At 33.4% G+C, this 1755-nt stretch carries 4 protein-coding genes; 3 read left to right on the top strand and 1 reads right to left on the bottom strand.

Annotated features, from left to right (window positions below):
* Both K1F36_RS17785 and K1F36_RS17780 read left to right on the top strand, forming a co-directional pair.
* Window positions 1–632, top strand: a 632-nt coding sequence (locus tag K1F36_RS17785; RefSeq protein WP_220114982.1) for an EVE domain-containing protein, incomplete at its 5' end; no start/stop codon positions are given.
* On the top strand, window positions 610–981 hold the full coding sequence (locus K1F36_RS17780) for an ASCH domain-containing protein (RefSeq protein WP_220114981.1): 372 nt from the start codon (window positions 610–612) through the stop codon (window positions 979–981). The genes K1F36_RS17785 and K1F36_RS17780, both read left to right, overlap by 23 nt.
* A gap of 72 nt (window positions 982–1053) precedes the next feature.
* Here K1F36_RS17780 and K1F36_RS17775 read toward each other — a convergent pair whose 3' ends face one another.
* Entirely contained in the window at window positions 1054–1347 is a 294-nt protein-coding gene (locus tag K1F36_RS17775) for a hypothetical protein (protein ID WP_220114980.1), read from the bottom strand.
* A 139-nt stretch (window positions 1348–1486) separates the two neighbouring features.
* Between K1F36_RS17775 and K1F36_RS17770 the strand changes: the two genes are divergently transcribed.
* Window positions 1487–1693 (top strand): helix-turn-helix transcriptional regulator, encoded by a 207-nt coding sequence (locus tag K1F36_RS17770; protein WP_176619486.1) that lies wholly within the window; start codon window positions 1487–1489, stop codon window positions 1691–1693.
* Window positions 1694–1755 lie beyond the last annotated feature (62 nt).

Raw genomic sequence — 1755 nt, 5'->3', positions numbered from 1 at the left:
AGCCCTATCTTTCGATCCAAAAAAAGTTTAAATCACTTCAATGTAAACCAACACCTAACCTACAACAACCAAAATTATCTTTTCCGGCAGTATCAAGAAATACGACCAAGTGGATTGTACCAATTTATCCAGAATATCATACAGAGCTCTTTCCTGATTCCATACTAAATAATGAATCGCCACAGGATTTTACTGAAAATGAACCTTACAGAAATGCCATCAAAAAAGTATATATATCACGTTCATATAACAGAAATTTAAACGGTGGGGATTTGGTGCTTTTCTATAGAACAGGTGGTCATTACGCTGGAGTTTTCTCAACTATTGGAGTTGTAGAAAATGTCGCAACTAATATTCGAGATGAAAATCACTTTATCCAACTCTGTCGAAAGAGAAGTGTTTTTGATGATGAAGGATTAAAAAAATTTTGGAATTACAGAAAAAACAATAGGCCTTTTATAGTTAATTTTTTATACATTGACTCATTTCCAATGCCAAAAGTTAACCTTAAGAGATTGAGGGAATTAAATATTATACAAGATGCACCACGAGGTTTTGAGCAAATAAGTGATGCGAAATTTGAACAAATATTAAAAGAAGCAAGAGCTAATGAAAGTTATATTATCGATTAAACCAGAATTTGCAAACAAAATATTTAATGGCACCAAAAAATTTGAATTCCGCAGAACATTGTTTAAAAACAAAGAGGTTAAAAAGATAGTTGTCTATGCCTCTGCACCAATAAGCAAAGTAATAGGAGAATTCGAGATTGATAGAATTTTTTATGAAGAATTGGAATCTCTTTGGAATCAAACTTCAAAATTTTCTGGCATTACTGAAGATTACTATATGCAATATTTCAATGGTAAAGAAAATGGGTATGCGATTGAAGTTAAAAACCCCAAAAAATATGAAACTGAATTGTGTATTAAGCAAAATTTCGGATTGAATCCACCTCAGTCTTTTGCTTACTTGCGATAAAGTACTCTGTGTTAGACCTGTTACTTCTAGAATACCACCCACGTTACAACTAAAAACACCCTCCCCACGGCCTCAATCTTCTATACCACCCATCAGCTTAAAATAACAAGCTTCAGCAACAGGCAAAAGATATTCGTCCAAATAAGTAACTGGATACGCAGCAGCTCTATCCAAATAACTGCCATAGATTTCTGCAAAGTCTTCCATGTGTTCTGGCGGCACTTGCATCAATTGGGCAACCAGCGACATCAAATCCAAACTGTACAATCCACCATCGTCCAAACCTAAATTGCGTAAGGCTTCGGTAAGTTGGCTGTGTTTTAAATCTTGCTGTATCAGATGTATGATTTGGGACTTGTCAAACATAACAATCAATATTTTTTTGATACTTAAATGTAAAACAAAATTACATTAATGAAAATTAAATATTCATTTTAAAATAACATTTATTAAAAGTAGATTTTCATAAGTGCACTGTATACTTGCAATTTGTACATTTGGTTTAATGAATGAGAAGTTCAACAGAATCAAAGAAATCTTGGTCAGGCAAGGAGTTAGCCAGAAAGATTTGGCGTTACAACTAGATAAAAATGAGCACACTGTGTCCAACTGGTGCATCAACAAATCCCAACCTCATTTGAAGGACTTATTTAAAATCGCTGAAATCTTAGAAGTAGATGTTTGTGAATTGTTGGTGTCTACAAAATCATAACACAAATATCATTTCGAACGAATGGGTGAAATCTCAAATACGAATAGATTTCTCAGTCGCTA

The sequence above is a fragment of the Flagellimonas abyssi genome, assembly GCF_019457905.1.
Lineage (GTDB): Bacteria > Bacteroidota > Bacteroidia > Flavobacteriales > Flavobacteriaceae > Flagellimonas > Flagellimonas abyssi.
This window is presented reverse-complemented; position numbering and strand designations above follow the sequence as displayed.

What these genes read in the sequence shown, in the direction of transcription:
- K1F36_RS17780 (WP_220114981.1), top strand. Translation starts at nt 610, where the DNA reads ATGAAAGTTATATTATCGATTAAACCAGAATTTGCAAACAAAATATTT.
- K1F36_RS17770 (WP_176619486.1), top strand. Translation starts at nt 1,487, where the DNA reads ATGAATGAGAAGTTCAACAGAATCAAAGAAATCTTGGTCAGGCAAGGA.
- K1F36_RS17775 (WP_220114980.1), bottom strand. Translation starts at nt 1,347, where the DNA reads ATGTTTGACAAGTCCCAAATCATACATCTGATACAGCAAGATTTAAAA.